Genomic DNA, 23,773 nt, shown 5'->3' with positions numbered 1-23,773 from the left:
TTTCGGGAATGTCCGCTCTCGCCCAATTGCGGACATTCAGGCCCCACGTATAGTCCGCTCATGCGGTTCATTCGTCCACTGCAGGCCGTTTCCGCTCTCGCGGCGCTTGCTGCCTGCAGGTCGACTCCTACGACCTTGTCTCCGTGCTGGCGCGCGGCCGATCTTCAGCACGGCGAACGCTTCCGTGGGACGGTCCTGATCTTTGCTGGTTACCATCAACGGCCTATGATTTTTCCGGCCGCATGCGACGGTGGCGTCACGGCAGAGCTGCCGGAAGATGTGGTTCTACCCGGCTATAGAGGTGCAGACTTCAGCGTCCCTACCGAGCGCCTGTTCTATGAGGCTCACGTAGACGGAGAAGTGTCAGGAACCGCGTTCGGCAGGCCCAAGGTACGGCTAGAGCATGTGAGTGACCCACGACAGATGGTGCCGCAGTGGTTGCGAAGGTATGTCCGCTAACGCCCAAAGTCAATTATTCAGCGCAGCTGCTACTCTGGCTCAAATCGGACTTACACTCAGCTTGAGCGCGGATAGAAGGAAACGCGTGGAATTCGGGCATCGAAGCATTTATTTGCCGATTATGAAATTCGATTGGACAGCATTTGCTGAACGCTCCTGCTATCGACCCGCGTCGCTTGCGCTGATGCTCGCGTCCTGTCTCGCGCTTGCGAGCGTTCTCGTGGGCTTTCCCGGTTGGCTTTGCTTACTGGTTGCTGCGGCCTTGTCCATCGCCCTCACTGTCATCACCTACCACCGCCTCCGCAATGCCGAATGTTCAGGCGCGTGGGTCGTCTTGATGATCTTGCAATTCGACATCGGTCCGACATGGCACCCCTCAGAATCTCTGACGATTGCTTTCGGTGGATATATCATCGGCTGCGTACCGGTAATTTTAGGTTGGTTTGCCCCCGCTAATTCCGGAGCGAACCCCAAATCTTAAGCGGCATAGGGCCGACAGCCGAACCTCAGTTTCGGGGCGATGCGTGCCATTTGAGGAGATCGGCCCGCAACGGCAGCTACCCGGCGCTCGCCGCCCAAAAGCTGCCGGTCTGCAAACCCCCAAAAACGGACGAGCCGCTAACGCCCATTGCTAGCCTTTCAGAGCAGTCTCACGGCTCCCCATTGCGGACATTCGTTCACCTATGCACTCTGCTCCTATGGAGCATGCGACCCTCGTAGGATTTTTGACCGGAAAGCTTTCGCCGGAGGTGCTGGTTGACGAGATCACCACCGAAGTGAATGCCTGCGAAGCGTCCTTCCGAGCGGTTGAGACCGGCTACATTATCATCACTGATGGTCCGCCCGTCGAAGTGACAAGAGAAGGCGCACGGCGACTGCTCGCGGCTATTGCCGATGGGCGATTGCCGTTCCAACTGGCGAACTACGTCGCAGACTGCATCATCATGAGTGACGACTTTGACTTGGCAGACGAAGCCGTTCGCGAGGCGGTGAATTTTGTGGCAGATGACAGCAGACCGCCCATGCACGATGAAACGATCAAGGCCTTGGCGACGCTCGGGTAAAGGTCGGACTTCAAAGCTTTCTGTCTTAAGCGAACATTCCGCTATCTCCCAGTTGCGGACGTTCAACTACCCTTGGCAGCAATCGAAAAGGATGGGATTGCGCCGCTCAAAACATCCATGCAGGCCCAGCCTGTGACAAACCGATAATGGGTGGTTGACTGGCCCACAGGGGCACTGACTTCCCTCCATGTCTCGGATTGAGAGCAGGCAAAGCGCGCACCTTCTAGACGGTAGGCGAAGTTATTGGCGACCAGCCCTTTATCCGGTGTGTCGTCCTTCTCGGTAGATAGTGCCATTTCATCTAGCAGGCGCACGATGCACGGACCGTCGAGGGAGATACGAAGAACGTGCTCATCGTCATCCGGTAAGATGAAGTCCGCAGAGATCGCGTTTGTCTCCCAGCGAATTGAAAGGAGGTCGCTGGCAAGAGCGTTCAGGCGAACGCCTGTTTCGATCGGCTCGTATAGAGGCATGATGGGATGCTGGCATTTTGAGCCAATGTCCGCAATCTACCACTGGCGGGCATAAGGCCCCCGGCCCTGCCCGCTGAACCAGCGTCCGCTTCTTCGCTGCCCTCGCCCGAAAGCCGCCATTCCGCTCTCCTCCCAAAAGCGGACCTTCCGCTTTCGCTCAAAAGCGGACATTCCGCTCTCGCCCAATCGCGGACATTCGACGACCCGGGGGTGACCGCGTCCTAACGGCCGATTAGGTGAGAAGGCTAGTGGCGATCGGAAGTCGATCAGCCTCAAGGAGAGCCCGCATGCTTTTTCACACCATGGTCGGATCGAACGACATTGAACGGTCGAAGCGCTTCTACGACACGGTGCTCGCCGTTTTGGGGGCAGGCGAAGGGGCGCGGAACATTGCCGACAGCGGCCATACACGGCTGATCTATAATAATGGCAACGGAACCAACTTCATCGTCAGCCAGCCGATTAACGACGAACCGGCAAGCGTCGCCAACGGCAGCACCGTCGCCTTTTCGTGCAACTCGCCTGAACAAGTGAAGCAGCTTCATGATACCGCGGTCGCCAACGGTGGCACCTCGATCGAAGCCCCGCCCGGCCCGCGTAATACGGCATCGCTGGGGACAGTCGAACTAGCCTATTTTCGCGACCCAGACGGCAACAAACTATGTGGAATTCATTTTCCTGCCTGATCTGTCCGGCACGGGTCCGCTTTTGACCCTAGCGGACCTGGATTTTGCGATCGCGCGAATGTCCGCTTCCTCCCAAGATCGGACATTCCCGTTTCATCATCCCAATCAGGACGATTGCGGCCAGCGCGGTACGGCTGGTTCGGTCGTAAGCGTATGGTTGCGCCCGTTCCTTGCGCCGCCCGCTGTTCGCGAAAACCTTCCTTTCTGACGAGCTCGCGGCGGGCCATGACCGCAACGCATTTCTGGGGCCCGCCGCTTGTCAGAACTGTTCTGGAAAACCGCTTCGCAAAACCGTCTGCCGGCGACGGGTTTGGAGAACCCATGGGCAGGGAGCGCGAGCACGACGCCCCGTTTGCAAGCGGCGCCGAATGATGGCGAGCACACCGGCAGATACTTCGAGCACGATGCCGCCCGCCAGTGGCAGAAAAGCGTGAGCACGAAATCGGGCTGTTTGCGAGCACGCGCCGCTATGATTGCAAGCGCCGACAGGCAGGATCGGATCGCCTGCCGGGCGAGAGGCCGGCTTGGCGATTCCCCGGCTGGGCGATGCCCCGGCTGCCGATACCGGCGCCGCCGTAGGGGCCCGATGACCGCGAGCCGGTCCGGATCGGCACTGCTAACCGGTTTTTAGGGAGGGCGGCGATAAGCGCGGTACCGTGCCAAAGGATTCCCGCGCCATGGACTATCCGCTGATCGCCCCGCGCCCGCCGCGCCTGTCGGCCCTCGTCGACGATCTGCGCCGCATCGAGGCGTCCGGCGTGTTCAGCAACAACGGGCCGGAAGTGCGCGCCTTCGAAGCCGAGGTGGTCGACGCGCTGTTCGGCGGCACCGGCGCGGCGCTCGCGGTCGGCAACGCGACGCTCGGGCTGATGGTCGCGATCCGCCAGGCCGCGGGGCTGCATCCCGCGCCGGGCACGCTCGCGCTGATGCCCGCGATGACCTTCGCCGCCACGGCGCAGGCCGCCATCTGGGCGGGGCTCACGCCGCTCATCGTCGACATCGAACCGGACGGATGGAGCATCGATCCGGCGACGGAGGAGCGCGCGCTCGCCCGCTACGGCCGGCGGATCGGCGTCATCGTGCCCTATGCGACCTTCGGCAATGCGATCGATCTGGATCGCTATGCGTGGCTCGCCCGACGATATGAGGTCGGCGTGGTGATCGACGCGGCCGCGTCGCTCGGCACGCGTGACGCGGCGGGGCACGGGTTCGGCACGGGCGCGCCGTTCACGCTCGTCTATTCGATGCACGCGACCAAGACCTTCTCCGTCGGCGAAGGCGGCATGATCTACAGCGGCGATCCCGCGCTGATCGGGCAGCTGCGCAGCATGGTCAATTTCGGCTTCGAAACGGGCCGAAGCGCCACCCTGCCCGGCATCAACGCCAAAATGCCCGAGGTGCTGGCGCTGATGGCGCGCGCCAAGCTGGCCGAGATCGACGCGATCTGCGACGCGCGCGCCGCGATCGACGCCGCCTATCGCGCGGCCTTGCCCGATTTCGGATTCCAGCACGCCCTCGGATCGCGGCAGGCGACGCAGTTCATGCCGCTGCTGCTGCCGCCCGCGCTGGCGCCGCAACGCGACGCGATCGCCGCGGCGCTCGAGGCGCAGGGGGTCGGCGTCGGCCGGTATTTCAGCCCGCACCTCGGCGAGCAGCCGCTGTTCCGGGCGACCGCGATGGTCGAAGCGACGCCGATCGCCGACGATGTCGCGGCACGGATACTCAGCCTGCCGATCACCGATGCGATGACGCCGGCGGACGCCACAATCGTCGCGCATCGCCTGCGCGCCGCGGTCGACCGGATCGCGGCCACCGCGACGCTTTCGTCCGGGGGCGACATGGACAGGACGATCCGCGGCTGCGTCGTCATCGGCGGCGGCCCCGCCGGTACCGCGATGCTCACCGCCGCCAGCAAGCAGGGCAAGCTGGTTCCGCTCGCGGCGGAGGGCCTGACGCTCGTCGAACGCGGCGCGCGGATCGGCCCCGGCGCGCTCGGCGATTATGCGATCCGGTCCGACACGACCGCGGAGACCTTCCTGTCCGCGGTCAGGGACAATCCCCATCCCGAACTCGCCGCCCTCGCCGATCATCCCGCGGGCCAGCGCATGGCGAGCTATTGCGGGCAGCTCGGCGCCCCGCTGGTCGAGACGGCGCCGCTGCTCGGCGTCACCGCGGACCGGCTGCGCGACATCGTCGCCGGTCATGGCGGGACGGTGTTGACCGGCGCGGAGGCGCTGCACGCCCAGCAGACGCAGGATGGCTTGTGGTGCACGTCGCTGTCGACGGCGGCCGGGCCGCGTACCGTGACGTCGCGGCATATCGTCGTGGCGACCGGCGGCTACCAGACCGACGCGCATGTCGCGGAGAAGGTCGTGGCCGGCGTGCGGCTGGGCGACGTGGCGGATGAGCGGCTGATGCGATCGGATGCGTTGCTGCGCCTCGGCGGCGTCGAGCAGGCGGCGGCGCGCCTCGCGGGAATCCGGGCGCCCAGGGTGGCGATCGTCGGCGCCTCGACGAGCGCGCTCGCCGCCGCGGTCCTGCTGCTGAAGCGTCCCGACCTGCCGTTCGGCGCGGGCGGCATCACCCTGCTGGTGCGCGATCATCCCAAGCCCTTCTATCCCACCGTCGAGGCGGCGGCGGCGGACGGCTTCACGGATTTCGACGCGGACGACATCTGTCCGGTCAGCGGCTTCGTGCTCCGCCTCGCCGGCCTGCGGCTCGAATCGCGCGAGCTGGTGCTGCGCATGCTGGCGCTTGGCGGTCGTACGCCGGAGCCCCGCGTGGCGATCCACCGCATCGCCGGCGAGGGGGACAGCGCGGCGCGCGCGCTGCTCGCGGATGCGGATCTGGTCGTCGGCGCCCTCGGCTATCGTCCGCGCTCGCTGCCGCTGTTCGATGTTACGGGCGCGCCGATCGCGCTGGCGCATAGCGCCGGACGCCCGATGGTCGACCGCCATTGCCGCATCCTCGACGCCGCCGACCGGCCCGTGCCCGGCGCGTTCGGCATCGGCCTTTCGGCGGGCTTCGTGCCCTGGGGCAACCTGGGGGGCGAGAAGAGTTTCCGCGGCCAGGCGAACGGATTGTGGCTGTGGCAGAACGACGTCGGCCAGATGATCGTCGACCAGGTCCTCGGCCGCGATGCGGCAACGGTCCAGGCCGCGGCATGACCGCGCCCCTCGTTTCCTTCGTCATCCCCAGCTACAACGGCGAGCATTTCCTGGGGGAGACGTTGCGCTCGATCGAGGCGCAGACGCTGACCGACTGGGAAGCGATCGTCGTCGACGACGGGTCGTCCGACAATACGCGCGCGATGGTGCGCGGCTGGCCGGATCCGCGCGTCCGGCTGGTCGAACGCGCGCAGAACGGCGGTCCGGTGGTGGCGCGCAACGCCGGCGTCGCGGAGGCGCGCGGCCGGTATATCGCGGGGCTCGACCAGGACGATCTGTGCCGGCCGGAGCGGCTGATGCGCCAGGTCGCCTATCTCGAGCGCCATCGCGACGTCGTGCTGCTCGGTACCCAGGCCGAACAGCTGCGCGACGGCAAGGTGTCGCCGCTGTCCTATCCGGCGTACAGCACGCCCGACCTGATCGGCTGGCTTACCTGGATCGAGAATCCGCTGGTCTGGTCCTCGGTGATGATCCGCGCCGAAATCGCGCGCAAACTCGATCCTTTCACGCGTCCCGAGCTCGTCTACGCCGAGGATTTCGACCTATATCACCGCCTCTCCCCCCACGGCCGCCTCGCGCGACTCGACGAACCGCTGCTGCTGTACCGCCAGCATGCCGGAGGCGTTTCGAAGCGGTTCGTCGACACGATGCGGACGAGCGCGACGCGCGCGATGGCGGAGGCGCATGACGATATTCTGGGTGAGGATGCGCACATCCTTGCCGCATTGCTCGTGCTTCACAACATGGGCGGCGCACCCGTCGCCGACGTTGCGACGCTTCGGACGCTTGGCGAGGGCATTTCGCGACTGCAGGAGGCGTTTATCACGCGGCACCAGCCGGACCGCGAAAGTCGCAAGCTCATCCGCTGGGAAACGGCGCGGCGCTGGGCGCGGATCGGGCGCACCGCGCTGCGCTCGGGCGCGGTCGGTCTCGGAGACGTGATCGCCGCGAGGCCGCCGCACCTCGGCCTGGGCTATGCGGGGATCGAGAACCTGCTTGTTTCCGGCGCGATCGGCGCGGCGCGGCGCCTCCGTCGCGGCGAATGACCTATCGTCAGATCTTGTCCGAGTAGATCATCCGCCCCGGCCCGAGCGCTGCGAACACGCGCGACAGATCGTCCTCTCCGACCGCAAAGCAACCTTGGCTGCGCCCGAGCATGCCGTGGCTGCGGATCATGTCCGGGTTGGCATACCAGGCGGAGTGAACGACGATGGCGCGCGCCAGCGCATTGTTGTTCGTCGCATCGAGGCCGATCAGCCGCTGCGAACGCCCATGCTTGCCGACATAATAATCGGCGGTCAGGAAGGCACCCTCGCTGCTCGCATTGGAACCCGGATCGTTCGAGAAACGCTTGAGGAACCCAGTGTGCGAAGGGTCCGAACCGCTGCCATGCGCGACGAGGAACGACTGGCTGCGCCCACCGACGAGATCAACGATGTGGAAGCGCGGCTGCGACGAAGGCGCCGCCATGTCGGCAATCGCGATACGGTCGCGGTTGGCGAGCTGCCGGCCATGACGGTCGAGCGCGGCCATCGCCCGGCGCAATAGTTCGGGGCGAACCACGCGGGGTGACGTGATCGGCTGAGCCGCGACGCGAGGCGCGGCCGCCGGCAAAGGCGGTGTCGCTACGGCGCGAAGGTCCTGCTGCGTCAGGCGACGGGTCGCAGCGGAAACCGCACCCGGCACAGCGAGCGTAGCGCCCAGCACCAGTCCATTTTTCAGAAGGGCGCGCCGGCTGCGCAGCGCGTCGTCATGCTCATCAATCATCGAAAAAATAAGCCCCGGTCTCAATCCCCGCGTGGACCCCATATAGCGTTTTTGGACTTAATTTTCTGCTGCACATTGAGCGGCTTGGCGCTTCGGTTGCACGACTCGACGCGGTCGATAACCGGTTGATCGAAGACTTGACATGGCACGAAAGTGCAAAACGTGCGTTCAAAATACGGAGGGGGTGAGACGAAAGGGACCTGTTATGAGGAACATGCTTGCAGTTGCGGGCGCCGTTTTTCTTGCCATCGCTCCCGCTCAAGCCTTTGCCGCAAACGACGGCGGAGTCGCCGCCGAAGCCGCGTCCCTATCACCCAATCGCTATGTCTGGTCCGACTCGGCGTCGACCGAACCCCTGACCATCGTCGTGTCGATTCCCGACCAGAAGGCCTATGTCTATCGGGGCGATACCCTGATCGCAGCCTCGACCGTTTCGACCGGCAAGGACGGTAAGGAAACTCCGGTCGGAGAGTTCACGATCCTGCAGAAGTCGGAGAAGCACAAATCCAGTCTTTACGACGCTGCGCCGATGCCGTTCATGCAGCGGCTGACGTGGGATGGCGTAGCCATCCATGCCGGCAACAACCCCGGCTTCCCCGCATCGCATGGCTGCATCAGGGTGCCGATGGACTTCGCCAAGCGACTCTTTGCGGTGACAAGCGTCGGCACGCGCGTATCGGTGACCGATATGAGCCTAGACGACGGCCTGCTTCCGCCGCCATCGCATGACGCCGATGCGACGACGACCGAAACGGCCGATGCAAACACCAGTCAGATCGCGGACCTGGCGCGGCGTTAGAGTCCGATCCGCTTGCTTCAATGCGACGCGGGCCCTCACGCCCCGATTCAGGTCCGCCCTTACGGTCTGGGGCGCCTCAGCCGATCTGGTGGAGCTTCGCGGACGCGAGGTGCCAGCTGCGCTGTGACGCCGTCGCCCCCGGCACGTCGTTGACTCGGCGCAGCGTGTAGGTGCCGACGAAGCGCTGGTCCGCGCCGTTCTTCAGCGTGGCGTAAACCCGGACCGGGACGGTGATGTATGACGAACCCGCCGCGCCCTCAGGACCCTGCGGCATGCCGGCGACCACGCGGGTGCGGGCGGTGCGGGCGAACCCCCGGACAAAATCGGCGTAGCGCTGGCCGCTCGCCTGCCCGCCACGATCCCATAAAGCGTAAGCCGTGCGATAGGCGCCACGATCGAGCGCGGCATAATAACGCGCCACGACGTCGCGGGCCTGCGCCGGGGTGCGGTCGATTGCCGCGCCGGCAGCAAGCGAAAGTGCGAACAACAAGACCATAAGCTCACCTCTAGGCCGATCCAGCTGAACCCAACGTGTCAGGCGGCGACGAGGCTCCGCCGCCGCCCATAGGCGAGATACAGCACGAGCCCGATGACGTTCCAGACGACGAACCGCACGAGCGTCGCCGACGGCAGGCTGGTGAGCAGGTACAGGCAACCGAGGATCGCCAGCGTGCCGACGAGATAGGGCGCCGGACACCGGAACAGTCGCGGCTGGTCCGGCGCGGTCCGACGCAGCACCATCAGGCAGGCGCCGACCGCGATGAAGGCGAGGAGCGTCCCGGCATTGGCGAGCTCCGCGATCTCGTCGAGGCGGAACAGCCCCGCGACGATCGCGATCGACACCCCGGTCAGGATCGTGATTCGCGCCGGCGCGCCGGTGCGGGGCGATACGACAGCCAGCGTTCGCGGCAACAGGCCGTCTCGCGCCATGACGAAGAAGATCCGGCTCTGCCCGTACATCATCACGAGAATGACGGACGGCAACGCAACGATCGCGGCAAGGGCGATCAGATGTCCGGCAAGCGGCTGTCCGAGGCTGCGCAGCACCAGCGCGAGCGGCTCGGGCGAATTGGCCAGTTGCCGGAAGGGCAGCGCCCCGACAGCGGCGATCGCGACCGCCATGTAGATGATGGTGCACACCAGCATCGACCCGACGATGCCGATCGTCAGGTCGCGTCCCGGCCGCTTTGCCTCTTCCGCCGACGTGGCGACCGCGTCGAAGCCGTAGAAGGCGAAGAATACGATCGCGGCGGCGGCCATGACACCCCGCTTCTCGCCGCCGCTTTCGACCGATGCGAAACCATAGGGCATGAACGGATGGAGGTTGTCGCCGTTGAAGGCCGGCAGCGCGAAGACGATGAACACCCCCAGAGCCACCAGCTTGACGATGACCAGAACGATGTTGAGCGTTGCGCTTTCCCGCGTACCCCCGACCAACATGCCCATCACGGCGAGCGCGACGAGCACGGCCGGCAGGTTCAGGATGCCACCGCCGTGCGGGCCGTTCAGCAACGCGTGCGGCAGGTGGACACCCGCCGATTGAATCCAGCCGACGAGATAGCCTGACCAGCCGACCGCGACGGTCGAGCAGGCAAGCGAATATTCCAGAATGAGGCTCCACCCGACGATCCAGGCGATGCCTTCGCCGAGCGCGGCATAACTGAAGGTGTAGGCGCTGCCTGCCGCGGGGATCATCGTTGCGAGTTCGGCATAGGCGAGGGCGGCGCAGGCACAGACCGCGCCCGCGATGGCGAAGGCGAGGATCACCGCAGGACCCGCCCGCTCCGCCCCGACGCCGGTCAGCGTATAGATGCCGGTGCCGACGATCGCGCCGACGCCGAGCGCGATGAGGTGTGGCCAGGACAGCGTCTTGGCGAGCGCCCTGCCCGCTTCATGCTGCGTGACGGCGGATAGGCTCTTCTTCGGTCCGAACATGCGCGCTCCCCCCTCTTGTCATCAATCCTACCCGGCTTCGCAGGGGAGGGTGACCGTCGCCGGAGGCGATGGTGAAGGGGCAGCCCCGACCGCGCACGCTGCTTGGCTGCCCCTCCACCACCCGGCTGCGCCGGGCGGCCCCCCTCCCCGCAAAGCGGGGAGGAATTACGGGTCACTTCACCTGGAAGCCCTCCCAGAAGGGATCCGCGCGGTCGATCCAGATCGTATTGAACCCCGTCGCGATCGCCGATCCCTCGATCGAAGGCACGATGGCTGGCGTGCCGCCCAACGTCGTCGTCGCCTCGACCCGCCCGACGAACCGGCTGCCGATGTAGCTTTCATGGACGAAGCGGTCGCCGACCTTCAGCGCGCCGCGGTCGGCAAGATGCGCCAGACGCGCCGACGTGCCGGTGCCGCAGGGGCTGCGATCGATCGCCTTGTCGCCGTAGAAAACGGCGTTGCGGCCGTCCGCATCAGGCGATCCCGGCGTGTCCGCCCACAGGACATGGCTGACGCCACGGATCGTGGGATCGAGCGGATGCACCGGCTCGACCTTCGCGCGCACCGCCTCACGGATCCGCCCCGACACGTCGATCAGGCGCCCGGCGCCCATCGCGTCGAGGCCGGTATATCGACCCTGGGGCTCGACGATCGCATAATAATTGCCGCCATAGGCGACGTCGACGAGCAGCGGGCCGATGCCCTCGACGTCGACGGCAACGCCCTTCGCCGCGACATAGGCGGGGACGTTGGTGATGCGGACCGCGGTCACCTTGCCGGCCGACGCCTCATAGGCAATGTCGATAACGCCCGCCGGCACCTCTACCTTGAGCCGTCCCGGCGTCGCCGGCTGGATGAGGCCGTGCTCCAATCCGAAGGTCACCATGCCGATCGTGCCGTGCCCGCACATCGGGAGGCAGCCGCTGGTCTCGATGAACAGGATGCCGATATCGGCGTCCGCCGTGGTCGGCGGATAGAGGAAGCCGCCCGACATCATGTCATGGCCGCGCGGCTCGAAGCAAAGTCCCGTCCGGATCCAGTCGAAGCGGGACAGGAAATCCTGCCGCCGTTCCGACATCGATCCGCCCTTCAGCAGCGGGGCGCCGCCCGCGACAAGGCGGACAGGATTACCCGCGGTATGGCCGTCGATGCAGAAGAAGGTGTGGCGCATCAGGCCGCGATGCGCTCGGCCGCCGTGTCGAGCGTCGGCCGCGTCGCCGCCGCCTTCTCGACCATCGCGATCACCTCGGCCCGCCGCGCGCCTTCCAGCACGTAGCGCGGCGGCAGCACGCGTTCAGAACCGCGGCCCATCACCTGCTCGGCGAGCTTGATCGACTGGACGAGGTCGTGCTCCGCGTCGAGATGGAGCAGCGGCATGAACCAGCGATAGATTTCCATTGCCTTGCCATGATCGCCGCGTTCGAACGCACGGACGAGTTCGACCGATTCCTTCGGGAAGGCGTTGGTGAGGCCCGACACCCAACCCTGCGCCCCCAGGTACAGGCCCTCGAGCGCGACGTCGTCCAGCCCGGCGAACAGGACATAACGATCGCCGAAGTCATTGCGGAAGTCGGTGAAACGGCGCGTGTCCGGCGCGCTCTCCTTCACCGCGACGATATTCCGGACGTCGACCAGCGCCGCGAGGACCTCGCGATCGATCACGGTCCGATAGGCCGGCGGATTGTTGTAGAGCATGATCGGCAGGCCGGTTTGCTCGGCCACACCCTTGAAATGGTTCACCAGTTCATGGGGCTTCGGCACATAGACCATCGGCGGCAGCAGCATCAGGCCGTCGGCCCCGGCGTTTTCGGCCGCCTGCGCATAGCGGACGGCACGCCGGGTGTCATATTCGGACACGCCGGTGATGACCGGCACCCGGCCTGCGACCACCTCGACGATCGCGGACAGCACGGTGACCTTCTCGTCGTAATCGAGCGAATTGTTCTCACCCACCGTGCCGAGCGCGATAACACCGGTGACGCCGTCGCGGATCAGATCGTCGACGACGCGCTGCGTGTCGGCAAGATCGATGGTCATGTCCGCGCGAACCTGCGTCGTCACCGCGGGGAAAACCCCCTTCCAAGCCACTGTCATACCCAACCTTTCGGAAACATTTGATAATCGTATACCGTCTTCGATGATAGGGTTCAAGGGTCTCGACATGTGTTTAAACGTTTCGCCGACACTTGCCCGTATGCGGCCGGCGGCACCCGACACTTCAGCGCCGATCGGTGAAATGCCTATTTCTCTTCCTCCGGGTACGGCCCCCGGCCGCCGTCGCGGATAAGCCGATCGGTCCGCGCGTCGATCACGGACACGGGAACCGAACCGAGCGCCAGGATCGCATCGTGAAAGGCGCGCAGGTCGAACTTCGGCCCGAGCGCCGCCTGCGCCCGCGCGCGATCCCGCTGGATCGCGAGTTCTCCGGTGTAATAGCTCAACGCCTGGCCCGGCCACGCGATATATCGATCCACCTCGGTCTCGATCTCGTGGTCGGCAAGCGCCGTATTGTCGTGAAGGTATCGCTGCGCCTGCTCGCGCGTCCAGCCCTTCGCATGGATACCGGTGTCGACGACCAGCCGGGCCGCACGCCATGCCTGATAGCTCAGCATGCCGAACAGATCGTAGGGCGTGTCGTACATCCCCATCTCCTCGCCCAGCGCCTCGCAATAGAGCGCCCAGCCCTCGCCATAGACCGACAGATAGCCGTCGCGACGGAATGCCGGCAGGGCGGTGTTCTCCGCGGCGAGCGGCATCTGGAAGGCATGGCCCGGCGCGCTCTCGTGCAGCGTCAGCGCGGCCAGCGAATAGAGCGGGCGGGCCGGCAGATTGTAGGTATTGACGAGATAGACCCCCGGTCCGCCGCGGCCGCTGGTGTAGAAGGGCGCGAGATCCGCCGGCACCGGCCGGATCGCGAAGCGCGCGCGCGGCAGATGCCCGAAATACTGGCTCGCCTTGCCGTCGAACGTCTTGGCGATCCATGCCGCGCGGTCGAGCAGATCCTGCGGCGTCTTGGCATAGAAACGCGGATCGGTGCGGAGAAAGGCGAGGAACGCGGGAAGATCGCCCTTGAAGCCGACGCGGTTCATGACGTCCTGCATCCGTCCGCGCAGCTTGGCGACTTCGGCAAGGCCGATCCGGTGGATCGCCTCCGGTGTCTGCCCCTGCGTCGTGTATTCCGCGACCTTGGATTGATAATAGGCCTTGCCGTCCGGGAGATCGTAGGCGGCGATGGTGCGCCGCGCGCCCGGGATGTATTCCGCGCGCAGGAAGGCGAGCAGGCGCGCATGCGCCGGCACCACCGCCTCGCGGATCGCTGCCGCAGCTTGCGCGCGCAGCGCGCTTTGCGTGGCGGCCGGAATCGTCGCGGGCATCCTGACGAAAGGCGCATAGAACAGCGAGTCTTCGGGGGTGCGCGCCTCGGCCACCTGGGCGACGCCGATATCGCGCCCCTTCAGCGTCACCTGCGGCGCGGTGAACCTACGGGCGAGGCCCGCCCGCATGTTGACGATCTGCTGATCGAAATAGCGGGGTATCTCCCGCAGCATTGCGACGTAATCGCGATAGTCCTGCTCGCGCACGAAATCGCCGCGCGATGCGTCGGCAACGTCGCCCCAGAAGCTGGTGTCCGCATTGAGCGGCTTTTCATAGTCGCGGAAACGCTGCTCGGCGAGCAGGGCATCGATCTGCCCCTTGTAGACCAGGTAGTCGGCACGCCCCGCCTCGGACAGGGTCGCGGGCCTGATGGCGGCCAGCGCGGCGGCGGTGCGCGTCCAGCGCGCCAGCTTTTGCGCCTGCGCGGCCGGCCCGACATCGGGCAGGCGCCGCGCATTGCCGCCCGGATTGGCGTCGCCCGCCGCCAGCATATGCTTACGCCAGGCATATTCGTCGGTGTAGAGCGCCTTCAGCCGTGCGTCCGCGGCCGATGCCCCGGCGGGCGTCGCAAGCGTCAAAGCGGCAAGCAACAGGCTCATGCAGCGATCCTCAGGATATCGTCATAGAGCGCCCGCGATAGCGTCACGCCATGCGCCAGGCTGTGCCGGCGCGCGGCATGGCGACGGCTGCTGGGCAGGCGCGCGCCCTGCACCTCGATTGCCGCGAACATGGCCTCCGCCCGCGCGAGGTGCGTGGCGACCGCGTCGCCGAGGAAACCGGCCGGGTCGATCGCGACGATCAGTTCGCCGCCGATCGGCGACCCGCCGCGCGCCGCATCGGCGGCAAGCGATTCGGCGCTCGTCAGGTCGCCGATCAGCGGTCCGGCGATCAGTTCGACCATCGCCGCCAGCGCAGAGCCCTTGTGCCCGCCGAACGTCCGCATCGCGCCCGCCAGCACCTGTTCGGCGTCCGTCGTCGGACGCCCCTGCGCGTCATAGCCCCAGTCGTCGGGAACCGGGCGCCCCGCGCGCCGGTGCAACTCGATCTCGCCGCGCGCCACGACGCTCGTCGCGAAATCGAAGACGAAGGGCATGCCGCCGGGCCGCGGCCAGCCGAACGCCACGGGATTGGTGCCGAACACCGGCTTCGTACCACCCTCAGGCGCGACCCAGGCGTGACTTGGCGTGAAGGCGAGCGCAACCAGGCCCTGCTCCGCGAGCGCTTCGACCTCCGGCCACAGCGCGGCAAAGTGGACGACATTGTTGAGCGCCAGCGCTGCGATGCCGTTGGCGCGCGCCTTTTCGACCAGCAGGGGCAGCCCGCGCGCAAAGGCAAGCTGCGCGAATCCGCCACCGCCGTCGACCCGCGCTAGCGCGCGGGCGGGCTCGGTCACCACGGGCACCGCGTCGGGGACGACGACGCCCCGGGCGACGCTGTTCGCCGCGACGAGCAGGCGGTAGATGCCGTGGCTGGCGCAGCCGTCGCGCTCACCCGCCACCATCGTCTCCGCTACCGCCACCGCATGATCGGGCGCGAGCCCGACCGCGCGCAACCTGTCCTGCGCCAGGACCCGCAACGTATCGAGGTCGAGATGGACGTCGTCCTGTCCGGTCGCCTCGCTCATGCCGCCGTGCCGGACTTCGCGGTGTAGAGGCGCATGCCGAAGATCGGCCCTGCGCTGCTGCGGTCGTGCGGCACGATGCGGACGGCGATCTTTGCCTTGCCGCGCGTCAGCGCCTCGGGCAGCGGATAGTCGACGTCGAAGAACTTGCCGGGCGCGTCATTGTCGAGATGCTGCGTGGCGACCTTGACGTTGTCGACCAGGATGTCGAAGTCGCGCGCGCGCTCGCCGCCCCAATAGGTCGCCTGCAGGATCAGCGGCCCGGACCGCGTCGCCATTTCGAAGTCGATGAAGCCGCCGGACCGCGCGTCGCGTCCCTGCCGCCCGCGATAGGTGACGGGATAGGAGATTTCGCTGGTCAGCTTGTGGTCGCGCTCCGGCTGCATCTCGCCCAGATGCATCACGTCGACGGAGCGTGCGGCGATGTCCTTCAGTCGCGCCTGATCCGCGATGTACGCGGCTTCTTCCTTCGCCCAGGCACTGTCGGAGAACCGCTTGAAATAGACCGCGCTGCGACGGCGATACTGGCGGTAGAAGGGAACAAACGGCAGATCGCCCGGCCGCATGACGCCGTAGGTGGCATAGGATCCGGCCGCGGCATCCGTGGCGCTGAAGCCGCCGAGCAGGTCCGTCCCCACGAGCGCGGGATCCGGCTTGGTCCATTCGGACGTCACCGGCCCCAGATCGGCGGCAAGCACCATCGGGCCCCGGACCACCGCCACCATGCTGTCGTCGCCCGGCGTCGCTTCCAGCCTTAGGTCGAGCGGCAGCGTGATCGCGATCCGGTCGCCCGCCTGCCAGTTGCGCGTCACCACGGCATAGCCGCGCGCCATCACCGGCTTCGCCGCCGCCCCGTTGACGGTCACGACCGCCCTGCCCGCCGCCCAGCCGGGCACCCGCAGCGCGACCGGGAAGCGACCGCGACGAAGCTTCGCGAAGCTGAGCGTCGCCATCCCCTCGAAGGGATATCGCGTGGCCAGGCCGACCGTTGCCCCGCGCGCCGACCAGTGCGCGTCGGCCGGGATATAGAGATTGACGTAGAAGGTGCCGTCATCCCCTTCCGCGAAGATGCTGTCGCCGTGCTTGGCATGCGCCTCCATCCCCGTGCCGACGCAGCACCAGAACGCATCGTCCGCCGTCGTCGAATAGTCGCGCGGCGCCGCGCTCATCAGCGGGGTCATGTAGGTGAAGCCGCCCGTCGCCGGGTCCTGCGCGCTCATTACATGGTTGAGGTGCGCGCGCTCGTAATAGTCGAACAGCGCGCCGTCGGGTTGCCACGACCAGAGGTGGCGCGTCAGCTTGAGCATATTGTAGCTGTTGCAATGCTCGCACGTCTGCTCGGTGACGTGCTGCGCGATCGAATCCGGTTCGCTGAAATACTCGCGGTCGGCGTTGCCGCCGATCACGTAGCTGTGGTGCCGCGTCACGGCTTCCCAGAAGACGCGCGCGGCGCGCGCCTTGTCCGGCGCGCCGCCCGACACCTCGTGGATCCGCGCGAGGCCGATCAATTTGGGGACCTGCGTGTTGGCATGCAGATTCGCGAGCCTGTCCTCACCCTGTGCCAGCGGGTCGAGCACGCGCGTGTCGTACAGCGTGTTCGCCATCCGCAGCCAGCGGGGATCGCGCGTGCGGGCGTAGAGCTCCGCATAGCTTTCGTTGAGGCCGCCATATTCGCAGCCCAGCACCGTCTGCACCTGATCCGGCGACAGCACTTCGAAGACACGCGCGAAATACCCCGCCAGCCCCTCTGCGACGTGCAGCGCCTGGGCATTGCCCCAGCCGCCATGGACGTCGAGCAGACCGGCGAACAGCTTGTGCACCGTATAGAGCGGCGACCAGGAGCCGTTCAGGTCAAAGCCGCCCGAGCGGATGTCCCCCTTCATCAGTTCGGGGAAGATCTCCTCCCCGTCGACGATGGTGCCGTCCTTGCGCTTGCGGCCGAGGCCGCCGACGTAGCCAGTCCCCCGCTTCGCCTGACACAGCGCAAGCTCGCCGACGATGTAATCGGCGCGGCGCCGCATCTCCGCGTCGCCCGTTTGCTGCCACATCAGCACGAGCGCGGAGAGATAGTGGCCCAGCGTGTGGCCCGCGATCGTATCGCTCTCCCACCCGCCATAGATCGCGCCCTTCGGCGTCAGGCCGGCGTAGAGTCGGAAATTGTGCAACAGGCGATCGGGCTGCAGCCGGAGCAGATAGGCGCGGTTGACCGTTATCGCGGAGTCATAGTCGGAGGGACGCAGGCGAACCGCCGCGAGCGGCAGCGGCCGTGCCCCCCCGGACGCGGCGGACGAATGGCCGGCCGCTCCTGCCGCGTGGCCGGGCGTCACCGCGATCGATCCCGCGATCCCCCCCAGCACCGACCGACGTGTCGCCATCATCCTTCCCCCAGGAATTTTGTATACTGTGAAGGCTCTGGTCGCGCCGTCAACCACAAACCTATTGACCAGATACCGTATAATGTACTTGATATGCGCCAACGGGAGAAAAGCAACAAAATTTCTCGAAGGGGCATAAACGACATGACTTACGGCATTTATCTGCGGCGATCGGCGGCGTTGATTGCGCTGGCAACGGGGCTGATGACGACGCACGCGGCATCGGCACAGACCGCCGCTCCACCGCCCGACTCCGCCGATGCTGCCGACGCGCAGCAGGCGGAGAAGGCGCCCGACGAGATCATCGTCACCGGCACGCGCATCCGCCGTCCCGAACTGCTCAGCAACAGCCCCCTGACAACGGTGTCGTCTCAGGAACTGGCGCTCCAGGGCACGACGAACATCGAGACCGCGCTCAACCGGCTGCCGCAGTTCACCGCCGACGATAACGAGAATATCTCCAACGGCGCGAGCGGCACGGCGCAGATCAACCTGCGCAACCTCGGGTCGAACCGCGTGCTAACGCTGATCAACGGCCAGCGCATGCTGCCCACCCAGGCGACGGACATCAACTTCGTGCCGTCCGCGCTGATCGAGCGCGTCGACGTATCGACCGGCGGCGCCTCCGCCGTCTACGGGTCGGACGCCTTGTCCGGCGTCGTCAATTTCATCCTTCGCGACCGGATGAACGGCATCCGGCTCGACGCGCAGTCGAGCGTCGCGGATCACACCAACGACAACGACTTCGTCCGCTCTATCGTCTCGACCCGCGGCTACCAGACGCCGCCCCGCCACACGTTCGATGCGGCGAAGCAGGATATCAACGGCGCGTTCGGCAAGGATTTCTTCGATGGCCGGCTGAACATCACCGTCTACGGCGGCTATCGCCATACCGATCCCGTATTGCAGGCGACGCGGGATGTCTCCGCCTGCGCTCTCAACACGACGGGCGCGAGCTTCGCCTGCGGCGGATCGAGCAACACGCCCTATGGCACCTTCGTGCCGCTCGGCGGCCCCTATCAGGCGCAGCGACTGACCAACAACATCGACGGCACCAAGACATGGGTGCCCTATGTCGGGTCGGTCTATGCCTATAACTATGCGCCGCTGAACTACTTCCAGCGCATCGACGATCGCGTCACCGGCGGCGCGTTCCTGCACGCCAAGGTCGTGGATGCCGCCGAAGTGTATGGCAGCTTCATGTACATGCGGGACCGCACCTTCTCGCAGGTCGCGCCCTCGGCCCTGTTCCAGGGCAGCGTCTTCACCATCCCGTGCAACAACCCGCTGATGAGCGCGAGCCAGCAGCAGATGCTGTGCGGCACCGCGGCCGGCACCGGCGCGACGCAGAATGCGTTCATCGGCTACCGCCTCGGCGGCAACGGCACGCTGCCGCGCCGCGACAATCTGCAGCACGAATATTATCGCTATATGGTCGGCGTCCGCGGCGACCTGGGCAGCGGATTCAGCTACGACGTCAGCGTTCTGCGGACCAAGGCCGACCTCGACGAACAATATCTTAACGACGTTAACGTGGATAAGGCCAACAAGGCGCTTTACGCCGTCTCCGACGGCAAGGGCGGGGTCACCTGCCAGTCGGTGCTCAACGGTTCCGACCCGAACTGCATTCCGATCAATGTCTTCCAGGCTGGCGGCCTGACCGCGCAGCAAGCCTCCTATCTCTATGCGCCGACGCGCACCATGGCCCGCACCGCGCTGAACGTCATCAACGGATCGGTGACGGGCGACCTCGGCAAGCTCGGCATCATCAGCCCCTGGGCGCGCGACGGCGTGGGCATCGTCATCGGTGGCGAGCACCGCCGCGAGACCCTGCTCTTCCAGGGCGACGCCCAGGCGAAGGCGAACGGCACGCAGGATTCGGACGGCATCATCTCCGTCAACGAAGCCTTCGGCGAGATCGAGCTGCCGCTGATCCAGGACAAGCCGGCGTTCCGGGCACTGACCGTGAACGGCGGCTTCCGCTATTCGGCCTACAAGAACCATCAGGATTCGACGGGTCGCGGCTCTTCCTACAATGCGTTCACGTACAAGGGCGAGCTCAACTGGCAGCTTGTCGAACCGCTGCGCCTGCGCGCCAGCCTCAACCATGCCTTGCGCGCGCCCAACGTCACCGAGCTGTTCGCCCCGCTGAGCGTCGGCAACGTCAACGCCGCCGATCCCTGTGCAGGCACGGCGGACCCACGGGCATCACTCGCGGCATGCCAACTTTCCGGCGTCACTGCGGCACAATACAACAACAAGCTGATCATCGACTGTCCGGCTGGTCAGTGCAGCGGCCAGTTCGGTGGCAACGTCGCGGTCAAGCCGGAAACGGCCGATACGCTGACCGGCGGCATCGTCCTGGCGCCCAATGGCGGCCGAACGCTTTCGCTGTCGGTCGATTATTATCGCATCAAGGTGAAGGATTACATCGGCAGCATCGATACGAACACGATCATCAACCAGTGCATCAAGACCGGTAGCCCTTATTATTGCAGCCTGTTCCACCGCGACCCGATCACGGGCACGATCTTCGGCACGAACGGCTATGTCGTGTCGACGACGCTGAACACCGGCTATCTCCTCACATCGGGTCTCGATTTCGGCGCCAATCTCAACCTCGGGCTGGGACGCTTCGGCAAGCTCAATGCCGAACTGGTCGGAACCTGGCTGTTCCAGACGGTGCAGCAACCGCTGCCCGGGGGCGGTACGTTCGACTGCACGGGTCTGTACGGCTTCAGTTGCGGCCAGCCGCAGCCCGAATGGCGTCACAACGCGCGCCTGACCTGGAGCCCCGATCGCAACACCAGCTTGTCGCTGGCATGGCGCTATATCGGACCGACGGCGCTCTCGAGCACGTCGAGCAACGAATTCCTGAATGGCAGCCCCGATCCGATCGATGCGCGGATCAGGCCCTATCATTATTTCGATCTGACCGCGGCGTTCACCGTCAACGAGAACCTGTCGCTACGCATCGGCGCCACCAACCTGTTCGACAGGAACCCGCCCGCGATCGACACCAATCTGCTGACGGTGTTCGGCAACGGCAACACCTATCCCGGCGTCTACGACGTGATCGGCCGGCGCCTCTTCGCCGGGGCTACCGTGAAGTTCTGATCCGGATACACGTCGTCGCAAACCCAGGCCGGGGTTTCTTCCCGTCACGACAGGATCGTGGAGGGAACCCCGGCCTCTTCTGATCGAGAGGTCGCTTTCCGATGCACCCGACCCGCCTGTTCTCGCTGCTGCTGCTGATGCCGGGCACGATTGCGATCGGTGCGGGCGCGGAAGAGGCGAAACGCCCCCTCGCGCCGTCGCCCGTCGCGACACGCGAGTACAGGGTGGGGTCTTTCCGCGTCGCGTTGCGCCGCGACACGCAGACCCTCGCCCGCCTCTCCCCTGCCAACGAGCCCGCGTTCAGCTTCGTGCCGACCGGCCGCGAGGCGGAACGCGCGGGCGACGGCTATAATCACCTCGGCGACATCCACCTGCGCGTGCGCAATCCGGGCAGCGCGTGGCGCGACCTGGACTCCGCCGCGCACCGGCAACCGATCCGCATACTGCCGGCCAGCGGCCGGACGATCGCGGCGGCGGATATCAGCGCGAGCCTCGGCGACGATTCACCGGTGGCGGTCGAGCGGCGGTGGCGCGACGCGGGGGAACAGCTCGCATTGAGCTTCACGATCCGCAACACCAGCGCAGCGCCGCTGGACATCGGCGTGCTCGGCCTGCCGATGGTCTTCGACAACATCATCTCGGACCGCACGCTCGACCAGGCGCACGCACAGGCGAGCTTCGTCGACCCCTATATCGGCCGCGACGCCGGCTATCTGCAGGTCACCCGGCTCAACGGCAGGGGGCCTGCGCTGCTGGTCCTGCCCGAGCGCGGCACCCCGCTGGAAGCCTATGTCCCGCTGCGCACGCCCCATGACAAGGACGGCGCAACCTCGTTCACCGACAAGAGCGCGCGCGCGCAGACCGCCGAAGGCTTCTACGATTGGACCGTCCATTCCGCTGCCTATGCCGAGCGCGAGTGGAAGACCGCGGGCGAACAATGGAACACGCCCACCGCACGCACGCTTGCACCCGGCGAGGCGATGACCGTGGGGTTGCGCCTAATGCCCTCGCCTTCGATCCGGGGTATCGAGGCGACGCTGGCGACCGCGGGGCGGCCGGTCGCGATCGGTATTCCAGGCTATGTGGTGCCGATGGACAGCCCCGCGAGCCTGTTCGTCAAGGCGCCATCGCCGGTAGCGCGCATCGACAGCTGGCCGGCGGGTGCCCTCACCGTCGCGCGTGCCGGGGGCGTCAGGGGATGGACCCGCCTTGCCGTTCATGGCCGGCAATGGGGCCGGGCACGCCTGACGCTGACCTATGTCGACGGTCAGGCGCAGACGATCAGCTATTACGTCACCAAGCCTTTGGCCCAGACGATGGCGGACCTCGGTCGCTTCGCGACGACGCGGCAATGGTATGAGGGCAAGAATGATCCCTTTGGCCGCTCGCCCGCGATCCTGACGTGGGACGACGAAGCCAAGCGGATCGTCGACGTCGAGCCGCGCGTATGGATCGCGGGGATGAGCGACGAGGGTGGCGGCGGCAGCTGGGTCGCCGCGGCGATGAAGCAGCTCGACAACCCCGACGCGGCCGAGCTCGCGAAGCTGGAACGCCTGATCGACGGCACCGTCGTCGGCAACCTCCAGATCGCGGACGGTCCCCACGCCGGCGCCGTGAAGAAGAGCCTGTTCTATTACGATCCCTCCACGTTTCCCGCGCTGTATGCGGGCGATCCGAAGCTCTGGCAGAGCTGGACCTCGTGGAAGCCAAAGGATGCCGCGGATCTCGGCCGGGCCTATAATTACCCGCACGTCGCGATCGGCCATTGGGTCCTGTATCGCACGGCGCGCAACCATCCCGGGCTGGTGACGCGTCACGCCTGGCCATGGTATCTCGACCATGCGTACCAGACCGTCGTCGCCATGATGCGCGATGCGCCCTATTATACCGAGTTCGGCCTGATGGAGGGCGACGTCTTCGTCGACATCCTCAAGGACCTGCAGCGGGAGGGCTGGACCCGCCAGGCAGCGGACATGGAAGCGCTGATGCGCAAGCGCGCCGACCATTGGCACAGCCTGAAATATCCGTTCGGATCCGAGATGGCCTGGGATTCGACCGGCCAGCCCGAAGTCTATGCCTGGATGCGCTATTTCGGCTTCCAGCCGCAGGCGGACGCAACGCGTGAGGTGATCCTCGGCTACGACCCCACCGTCCCGCACTGGGGCTATAACGGCAATGCGCGCCGCTATTGGGACTTCCTGTACGGGGGCAAATATCCGCGGATCGAGCGCCAGATCCATCATTACGGATCGGCATTGAACGCAGTGCCGCTGTTCGACGCCTATCGGGCCGCGCCGGACGACCTCTACATGCTGCGGGTCGCCTATGGCGGCATGATGGGCGCGGTCACGAACATCGGCCGGGATGGCGCCTCGTCAGCCGGATTTCACAGCTGGCCGGACATGATGCGCTGGGACCCCTATAGCGGCGATTACGGCATGGGGTTCTTCGGCCACGCCTATGCGGCGGCGACCTATCTCGTCGACGACCCGACGTTCGGCTGGCTCGGCTTCGGCGGTGAGGTCCGTACGACGCGGGGGGTGATCTCCATCGCGCCCAGGGACGGCGCGCGATCCCGGCTGTTCGTGGCCCCCGCCGGCCAGTGGATCACGCTCGAGGCGGGCAAGATCGCCCGGGCGGAGTACATGCCCGCCACGCGAAGCATCGTGCTGACGCTCGACCGCGCGGACGCTGGAACGCCGAGCGCCCGCATGTTCGTCTCAGCGACCACCGCGGGTACGCGAAGCTTTGCGCCGGACAGGGGCGTCGTCGAGCGTGGCGGCTACACCATCCCGCTCGGACCGGAAGAAAGCCGCGTCGTCCTGACGGCGCGCTGACGCCGATATCCTGTCGCCATCGTGTCAAAAGCGTCATGTCGGCGGCGCGGACTTTCTCCCGAACCGGGCACGTTCTAGACGCGGGGCTGACGAAGCGA

General features: G+C 66.2%; 17 protein-coding genes. 8 read left to right on the top strand and 9 right to left on the bottom strand.

Annotated features, from left to right (window positions below; genetic code table 11):
* Positions 1–544 precede the first annotated feature (544 nt).
* Complete coding sequence (locus tag RF701_RS13320; protein ID WP_308815236.1) at positions 545–940, top strand: hypothetical protein; 396 nt, start codon at positions 545–547, stop codon at positions 938–940.
* 217 nt (positions 941–1,157) lie between these two features.
* The gene (locus RF701_RS13315) at positions 1,158–1,523 is read left to right on the top strand and encodes a hypothetical protein (protein ID WP_308815235.1); all 366 of its coding nucleotides are present in this window, start codon (positions 1,158–1,160) and stop codon (positions 1,521–1,523) included.
* Positions 1,524–1,585: 62 nt separating this feature from the next.
* On the opposite strand, the gene RF701_RS13310 is transcribed toward RF701_RS13315, so the two are convergent.
* Positions 1,586–1,996 carry a hypothetical protein gene (locus RF701_RS13310; RefSeq protein ID WP_308815234.1) on the bottom strand — a complete coding sequence of 137 codons (411 nt, stop codon included), beginning with the start codon at positions 1,994–1,996 and terminating at the stop codon, positions 1,586–1,588.
* Positions 1,997–2,283: 287 nt separating this feature from the next.
* On the opposite strand from RF701_RS13310, the gene RF701_RS13305 reads away from it, so the two are divergent.
* From RF701_RS13305 to RF701_RS13295, 3 genes are all read left to right on the top strand, one after another.
* Positions 2,284–2,682 carry a VOC family protein gene (locus RF701_RS13305; protein WP_210357107.1) on the top strand — a complete coding sequence of 133 codons (399 nt, stop codon included), beginning with the start codon at positions 2,284–2,286 and terminating at the stop codon, positions 2,680–2,682.
* 677 nt (positions 2,683–3,359) lie between these two features.
* A complete protein-coding gene (locus RF701_RS13300) occupies positions 3,360–5,849 on the top strand; it encodes a DegT/DnrJ/EryC1/StrS family aminotransferase (protein WP_308815233.1) in 2,490 nt (829 codons plus the stop codon).
* A complete protein-coding gene (locus tag RF701_RS13295) occupies positions 5,846–6,895 on the top strand; it encodes a glycosyltransferase family 2 protein (RefSeq protein WP_308815232.1) in 1,050 nt (349 codons plus the stop codon). The genes RF701_RS13300 and RF701_RS13295 overlap by 4 nt, the downstream gene beginning before the upstream one ends.
* 7 nt (positions 6,896–6,902) lie before the next feature.
* Here the strand turns inward: RF701_RS13295 and RF701_RS13290 are convergent, their stop codons facing one another.
* On the bottom strand, positions 6,903–7,616 hold the full coding sequence (locus RF701_RS13290; RefSeq protein ID WP_210357110.1) for a murein L,D-transpeptidase catalytic domain family protein: 714 nt from the start codon (positions 7,614–7,616) through the stop codon (positions 6,903–6,905).
* 205 nt (positions 7,617–7,821) lie between these two features.
* On the opposite strand from RF701_RS13290, the gene RF701_RS13285 reads away from it, so the two are divergent.
* Positions 7,822–8,415, top strand: coding sequence for a L,D-transpeptidase family protein (locus tag RF701_RS13285; RefSeq protein WP_308815231.1), 594 nt, complete (start codon positions 7,822–7,824; stop codon positions 8,413–8,415).
* Between the two features lie 76 nt (positions 8,416–8,491).
* Here the strand turns inward: RF701_RS13285 and RF701_RS13280 are convergent, their stop codons facing one another.
* The 7 genes from RF701_RS13280 to RF701_RS13250 form a co-directional block, all read right to left on the bottom strand.
* Positions 8,492–8,911, bottom strand: coding sequence for a hypothetical protein (locus tag RF701_RS13280; protein ID WP_308815230.1), 420 nt, complete (start codon positions 8,909–8,911; stop codon positions 8,492–8,494).
* Between the two features lie 38 nt (positions 8,912–8,949).
* Entirely contained in the window at positions 8,950–10,350 is a 1,401-nt protein-coding gene (locus RF701_RS13275; RefSeq protein ID WP_308815229.1) for an amino acid permease, read from the bottom strand.
* A gap of 172 nt (positions 10,351–10,522) precedes the next feature.
* The gene (locus tag RF701_RS13270; RefSeq protein ID WP_308815228.1) at positions 10,523–11,521 is read right to left on the bottom strand and encodes a 4-hydroxyproline epimerase; all 999 of its coding nucleotides are present in this window, start codon (positions 11,519–11,521) and stop codon (positions 10,523–10,525) included.
* A complete protein-coding gene (locus RF701_RS13265; protein ID WP_210357114.1) occupies positions 11,521–12,444 on the bottom strand; it encodes a dihydrodipicolinate synthase family protein in 924 nt (307 codons plus the stop codon). The genes RF701_RS13270 and RF701_RS13265 overlap by 1 nt, the downstream gene beginning before the upstream one ends.
* Positions 12,445–12,590: 146 nt before the next feature.
* A complete protein-coding gene (locus RF701_RS13260; protein WP_308815227.1) occupies positions 12,591–14,324 on the bottom strand; it encodes a DUF885 family protein in 1,734 nt (577 codons plus the stop codon).
* Complete coding sequence (locus RF701_RS13255) at positions 14,321–15,349, bottom strand: Ldh family oxidoreductase (protein WP_308815226.1); 1,029 nt, start codon at positions 15,347–15,349, stop codon at positions 14,321–14,323. Before RF701_RS13255 ends, RF701_RS13260 begins: the two co-directional genes overlap by 4 nt.
* On the bottom strand, positions 15,346–17,721 hold the full coding sequence (locus RF701_RS13250) for a beta-L-arabinofuranosidase domain-containing protein (protein ID WP_374758626.1): 2,376 nt from the start codon (positions 17,719–17,721) through the stop codon (positions 15,346–15,348). Before RF701_RS13250 ends, RF701_RS13255 begins: the two co-directional genes overlap by 4 nt.
* Positions 17,722–17,865: 144 nt before the next feature.
* Here RF701_RS13250 and RF701_RS13245 point away from each other — a divergent pair, with 144 nt between their 5' ends.
* Together RF701_RS13245 and RF701_RS13240 are read left to right on the top strand one after the other, a co-directional pair.
* Positions 17,866–20,838, top strand: coding sequence for a TonB-dependent receptor domain-containing protein (locus RF701_RS13245; RefSeq protein ID WP_308815224.1), 2,973 nt, complete (start codon positions 17,866–17,868; stop codon positions 20,836–20,838).
* Positions 20,839–20,939: 101 nt separating this feature from the next.
* A complete protein-coding gene (locus RF701_RS13240; RefSeq protein ID WP_308815223.1) occupies positions 20,940–23,675 on the top strand; it encodes a DUF5695 domain-containing protein in 2,736 nt (911 codons plus the stop codon).
* Positions 23,676–23,773: the final 98 nt, after the last annotated feature.

Origin of the sequence: Sphingomonas sp. GV3 (assembly GCF_031082075.1) — a bacterium.
In the GTDB taxonomy this organism is placed as follows: Bacteria; Pseudomonadota; Alphaproteobacteria; order Sphingomonadales; family Sphingomonadaceae; genus Sphingomonas; species Sphingomonas beigongshangi.
The sequence above is the reverse complement of the archived record's forward strand: the minus strand, read 5'-3'. Positions and strand labels throughout refer to the sequence as shown.